Below are 5,086 nucleotides of genomic sequence, written 5' to 3' on the forward strand. Positions count from 1 at the left end.
CTCTATGGTAATATTATACATAATAAATAGAATTTTAAGTATATTCATATATTTAACCAATGAAATTGGATGAACCGGCATAAGTAGGTATGGTTATTTAATTTGATTTCAGTTAAGCCGGGGTCAATGAGGACTGCAGCATATTTAGGAGAACAAACAATTTTCAAGGAACTTTTTACACTATTTCATGCCAAAATTCCTATTCAACTAAATGTCAGAGTCCTTTAAGATATAAATAGAAGAAAATGGAATTTATAATGCGGAGCTGATTCTGTTGAAGGTGTTAGAAGCAGATTCCTTGCTTGCAGGAATCGACGAGACGAGCAATCAATTATCCATCCTTAAAGATCAGATAAGTCAAGTTCAGGTATCCATCCAGGAGCTGGTGTCTCTTGAAGAGGCATTCAAAGGGCAGGGCAGCCAGGCCATACATGCATTTTATCAGGATTGCCACCAGCCTTTCCTTCAATTTCTCGAATCCTGGATTGATGAGTATCAATCCTATTTAAAAAGTTTTATAGGTTCATTGCAGGACATTGAACCCTCCCCTTCAGGCTTTATCCGCCAGGAATTCCTGGAGCATGAGCTCAAACAAGGGCTGAAAAATACTCTTCAGATCACTGCGGATCTGACAGAGGAAGCGAATGGGATCATGAAGTCGGTTAGCGATATTGTTGCGCTTCCGCGGCTGGAGGATGGCCGCTTTATCCAGGCAACAAAGAGCGCTGAGGACTCAAGCCGTGAAACCGTTGAGAAACTGGAGGACTTCGACCATTGGGAAACGGCTGCACTGGATCCTCTCCTGCAAGATCTATCCCACATGAACCAATACATCTTAAAAATCGCGGGCATGTTCCAAAGCGGCAGCTTATCTCTGGCCCAATACCAGCCTAAATCTCTCAACTGGAAGGATTTCCACGAGGAAATATCGAATCCCAATCCAGAAAGCGGGCAAAGCATTCTTCAGGATATAGCTGAAGGAGCTATTAAAGGGGCATCCAAAGCCGTAGGGGATACATGGGATGGACTGAAGTCGACGTATGAGCTGGGCAGAACCATCATGGGCCCATTTAGTCCACTGTTTTTGGGAAGTGAGTTGCTGTTTAACCGTGACCAGCTGCTCGAAAATCAAAGGAAGCACCAGGAATTTTATTTGGATATTATAAATGACCCTATCGGAAAAGTAAGCCAGGCTCTGGATATGCCGAAGTATATATGGTCCGCTGTCTCCAGCGCCTGGGAGCGGGATGTTGTAAATGGGGACGCCAAGAGCCGTACAGCCTTCTTTACCTATGGCCTGACTTCACTTGGAATCAGCATTCTTGGGGATAAGGGGATCGGGAAAGCTGGAGCCGTTGCCAAGACGGTTCGCCAGGCTGGTAAAGGCGAGAAGGCACTTCCGATTTTTATGCCGGTTCAGACACCAGCTGTGGCTGGAGGAGGAATGGCTAGGGGGCCAGTGCCGTATAATATTCTTTTTAATCCGTTGACGAAGATTAAGACGGTGACTGATGATGTGTTTGGGGTTAAGGGTACGGGTAAAGCTGCGAGGCTTAAATCAAGAAAATTATCTTCTGAACAAATTGAATTAGATTGGCTAGATGATAAGTATATTGCTGTAGAAGTAAAAGGAACAGTTAAAGTTGGTGGGAAGAAAGTAGATGTCTCCAGAAGAGTGTACCAAATTGAGATTGATAAAAATTATGTACCTATTAATCCGAAGGCACTAGGAAAGTCAAATGGAGAATTGATGGAAAAGGGTAAATCACCATATATTGTAAAAGACGGAGTGGAAAGTAAAGTTGAATTACACCATTTAGTTCAAAAAGAACCTGGTGGAATGGTTGAAATTGCAGAGGTAACTCATGATAAATACGATTCGACGCTACATGGTTTAGTTGAAAATGGAACAAGTTTTAGGAATAATCCAGAACTCGAAAAAATGTATAATAACTTTAGAAGTAACTATTGGAAAATGCGTGCTAGTGAGTAATAGGAGTGAGTTTATTTGATGGATGAAAGAATTATAAAGATGATCGAAAATTATGGTGAAGAAGATGATTTTTTTGGAGAAGTATCAGAAGAATATATTAATAAGGCTGAAGAAAGACTTAAAGTTAAACTTCCTCGAAGTTACCGCAATTTTATAAAAAAATATGGTTCGGGAGGAATATGTGGAGTCGAGCTTGAAGGTGTCCAGGGGAATTTAGGAGCATCTGTAGTTGATGCAACAGAGAGATGGAGAAAATTAGGGTTGGGTTTGAACTTAATTGTTTTAGAGGACTCGGGAGAATTTGTTAGATGTATGTATAGTGCAGATATTAAAGATGAAAGAGTATTTAGTTGGGAAAGGGCGGGGACAGATTTACACCCAAGGTATAATACATTTGAGGACTATGTAATAGACATATTTCAAGAAGGAATTGATAACTGGTAAAAAACAATGAGGTGCAAGGGATACTTATGAATCAATTGCACTTGATGTCAACTGGGACTGAACCCTTGTCAGTACAGTAATGAAATCACCTTTAACCAGCTATCAAAAATTAATGAAATAATAGGTATAGGATTTAAGGAATTAAATCATTCACAGGTGGGCTACAGAAGATGTTAGCTCACCTTTTGTTTTGTTAGGCTAACCTTTATTTACTTAAGGACAGGTAAGCTCGGTCCAGAAAGATCTTTCTGCCGCAAAAATTCAGGTTTAACAACAGGTGCCTGACCCCAACTATACTACCGCATTAAAGGGCTGAGGGTCAGGCTCCTTTTTCCGGCATATCCATTATATAAAAAATAATATAGAAGGTGATTCAGGGATATGAGATATCCATTTGAATTTAAGAAAGACCCATTTGGTGATTTAGGAATAGTATTGCCGGAAGAAATAAGTATTTTCTCGGATTTTATTCAGGATATTTCAACAGAAGAAGAAGTGGATGAGTATATAGGATACATTAAGAAAGTTTTAGAAGGGGTATATGAAGACTTTGAAATTACTTTGAATGCTACGAGTGTAAATATCAAGAAAGATGTGACAGTAGCTGAACATCATTATCGGATTGATGAACCTACTCAAAATAAAATTGAAACGGAGGAATTTATAGAGCTGTTATTGATATGGAGAGAGAAGATTCCAGAAATATTCAAAGGTTGAATAGTGAGATCAAAATAAACAGACCTTGAATGGCCATCTGCCATTCAAAGAAAAACAGGTGCCTGACCCTAACTATACATCAGGCCCCTTTTTCTATCCCAGCCTATTTTTATTTCTTCAGCACATTTCTTGCAGCACGGGTCACACCACTCTGGTGAAATATTGTCATGAAGTTTGATGAAAAAGGAAATTTCTTTAAACAAATGGTGGAGTATTCAGTAATAAGATCTTTTGAAGAGTTCGATAATCAGGTAGATCAAGAATTAATAAATAAGATTTTATTTTAGAGTTATTAATAGAAGATTTTACTAACCTTTATTTACTTAAGGACAGGTAAGCTCGGTCCAGATTAATCATTCTGCAGGAAAAATTCAGTTTAAATACATTCATAAAAAAACACCTCTCGCTTTATTTAAATTATGAGCGAAAGGTGTTTCTTTATTATTCAGCAATCAATTTGTTAGAACGGATGACGAAGGATTTATCTTTCAAGCTTTCTAGTGAAAAAGAATTGCCTATCCCGTCTATTACATCAATGACAATTTGCATGTGCTCCCAATAGGCAAAGTTTGAGTTATGCATATAATAGGCACATCCATCACTTCACCTATTTGTTTATCCTGGCTGCCAAGATAAAAATCACCTGCTGTCATACAGATTGGTGAAGTTCCAGGATACAGGTGCCTGACCCCAACTATACTACCGCTTTAAAGTGCCGGGGGTCAGGCACCACTTTTTGTTAATGATCCGTTGAAGAAGATTAAGACAGTGACTGATGATGTGTTTGGGGTTAAGGGTACGGGTAAAAGCCCTTCAGATTTTGCAGATCGTGGTAAACTAGAAGGACATTTTGATAAGCATGGGAAGGAATTTGATGGATTATATAAAAATGCCGACGAGTATCTTGAAGGTGCAAAAGAGGTTATTAATAATGGCATAAAGGTCAAGTATGAAAATAAAGGTGAAATTAGGACAGGATATATCAAGTTTATGGGAAATAACAAAAATGGTAAAGCAAAGTTTGAATTTGTAGGTACTAATAATAAAGGAGATATTACGACCTACCAGACTCAGAGTGGCAAAAAGATCTGGAAGACCATTAATGGTGAAAATATTCCAGTGATTAATCCAGCAGAGTAGGAAGTGAGGATTTATATATGGTATATACGGCTCTCGTTAAAAGGCTAGACCCACAAATTGAGGAAGAAGTGACAATTGAGATCAAGGGTATTAAATTTACAGGATTTGCTTTTATTTGTCCTTATAAAATTGAAGTAGGAAAAAGTTACCCTGTAACAATAGGGTTTACTATTTTAAATGAGTTAATGATTCGTGAAATCCAGGGAGAGAAGAAAGAAATAGAACGTATTGGTTTGGGTTATGAGTATTATATAAGAGGTTTGTTACATGAAGATAATATTGATGCAGGAGTAGTTTTTACTGACGACGATGAGTATTTCTCTGACTATCCTGAATTGATGGATAAATATATTGAAATAAAAGTTGACAGAATAAGTATAGAATTTTTAAGGACAACTACTGATTATAAGGAGAATAAATTTAATTTCATAAAGTATTAATACTCACAACAGTCAAAAAACAGGTGCCTGACCCCAACTATACTATCGTTTTAAAGTGCCGGGGGTCAGGCACGTTTTTTTTTCAAAAAAGGCGAATTTAAAATGAAGGAGATCGTTGGTTATTGAGATGGTTTCCTATTGGTTTTCTTATTCTTGTACTTCACTCATTAATGCATGAGTATTATCTTCTGTATCTTTAAAAAATACCATCCATGTTTCTGTTTGTCCCATTTTCGCTACAACATGTGGTTCATCGATAAAGATAACTTCTTTACTTACTAATCGCTCATAAGTATCTTTAATATTAGTTACTTGAAAATAAATAACTGAACTTGAATGGGCGAATTCATCT

The 5,086-nt window shown here is 37.6% G+C and carries 6 protein-coding genes and 1 pseudogene; 5 read left to right on the forward strand and 2 right to left on the reverse strand.

What is annotated here, in order from left to right:
- Nucleotides 1-280: 280 nt before the first annotated feature.
- The 3 genes from ACTHRG_RS23380 (at nucleotide 281) to ACTHRG_RS23390 (ending at nucleotide 3,154) form a co-directional block, all read left to right on the forward strand.
- On the forward strand, nucleotides 281-1,993 hold the full coding sequence (locus ACTHRG_RS23380) for a T7SS effector LXG polymorphic toxin (protein WP_440232166.1): 1,713 nt from the start codon (nucleotides 281-283) through the stop codon (nucleotides 1,991-1,993).
- 18 nt (nucleotides 1,994-2,011) lie between these two features.
- A complete protein-coding gene (locus ACTHRG_RS23385) occupies nucleotides 2,012-2,437 on the forward strand; it encodes an SMI1/KNR4 family protein (protein WP_076261470.1) in 426 nt (141 codons plus the stop codon).
- A gap of 381 nt (nucleotides 2,438-2,818) precedes the next feature.
- On the forward strand, nucleotides 2,819-3,154 hold the full coding sequence (locus ACTHRG_RS23390; RefSeq protein WP_076261453.1) for a tRNA-Val4: 336 nt from the start codon (nucleotides 2,819-2,821) through the stop codon (nucleotides 3,152-3,154).
- Nucleotides 3,155-3,595: 441 nt separating this feature from the next.
- On the opposite strand, the pseudogene ACTHRG_RS23395 reads toward ACTHRG_RS23390, so the two are convergent.
- Nucleotides 3,596-3,742 (reverse strand): annotated as a pseudogene (locus ACTHRG_RS23395) (DUF779 domain-containing protein); the annotation flags it as partial.
- A gap of 180 nt (nucleotides 3,743-3,922) precedes the next feature.
- On the opposite strand from ACTHRG_RS23395, the gene ACTHRG_RS23400 reads away from it, so the two are divergent.
- A complete protein-coding gene (locus tag ACTHRG_RS23400) occupies nucleotides 3,923-4,294 on the forward strand; it encodes a hypothetical protein (RefSeq protein WP_139325647.1) in 372 nt (123 codons plus the stop codon).
- 17 nt (nucleotides 4,295-4,311) lie between these two features.
- Complete coding sequence (locus tag ACTHRG_RS23405; protein WP_076261449.1) at nucleotides 4,312-4,734, forward strand: hypothetical protein; 423 nt, start codon at nucleotides 4,312-4,314, stop codon at nucleotides 4,732-4,734.
- Nucleotides 4,735-4,881: 147 nt separating this feature from the next.
- On the opposite strand, the gene ACTHRG_RS23410 is transcribed toward ACTHRG_RS23405, so the two are convergent.
- Nucleotides 4,882-5,086, reverse strand: a 205-nt coding sequence (locus ACTHRG_RS23410; RefSeq protein ID WP_440232165.1) for a VOC family protein, incomplete at its 5' end; no start/stop codon positions are given.

Source organism: Cytobacillus sp. SAFR-174 (assembly GCF_051964675.1).
Lineage (GTDB): Bacteria > Bacillota > Bacilli > Bacillales > Cytobacillaceae > Cytobacillus.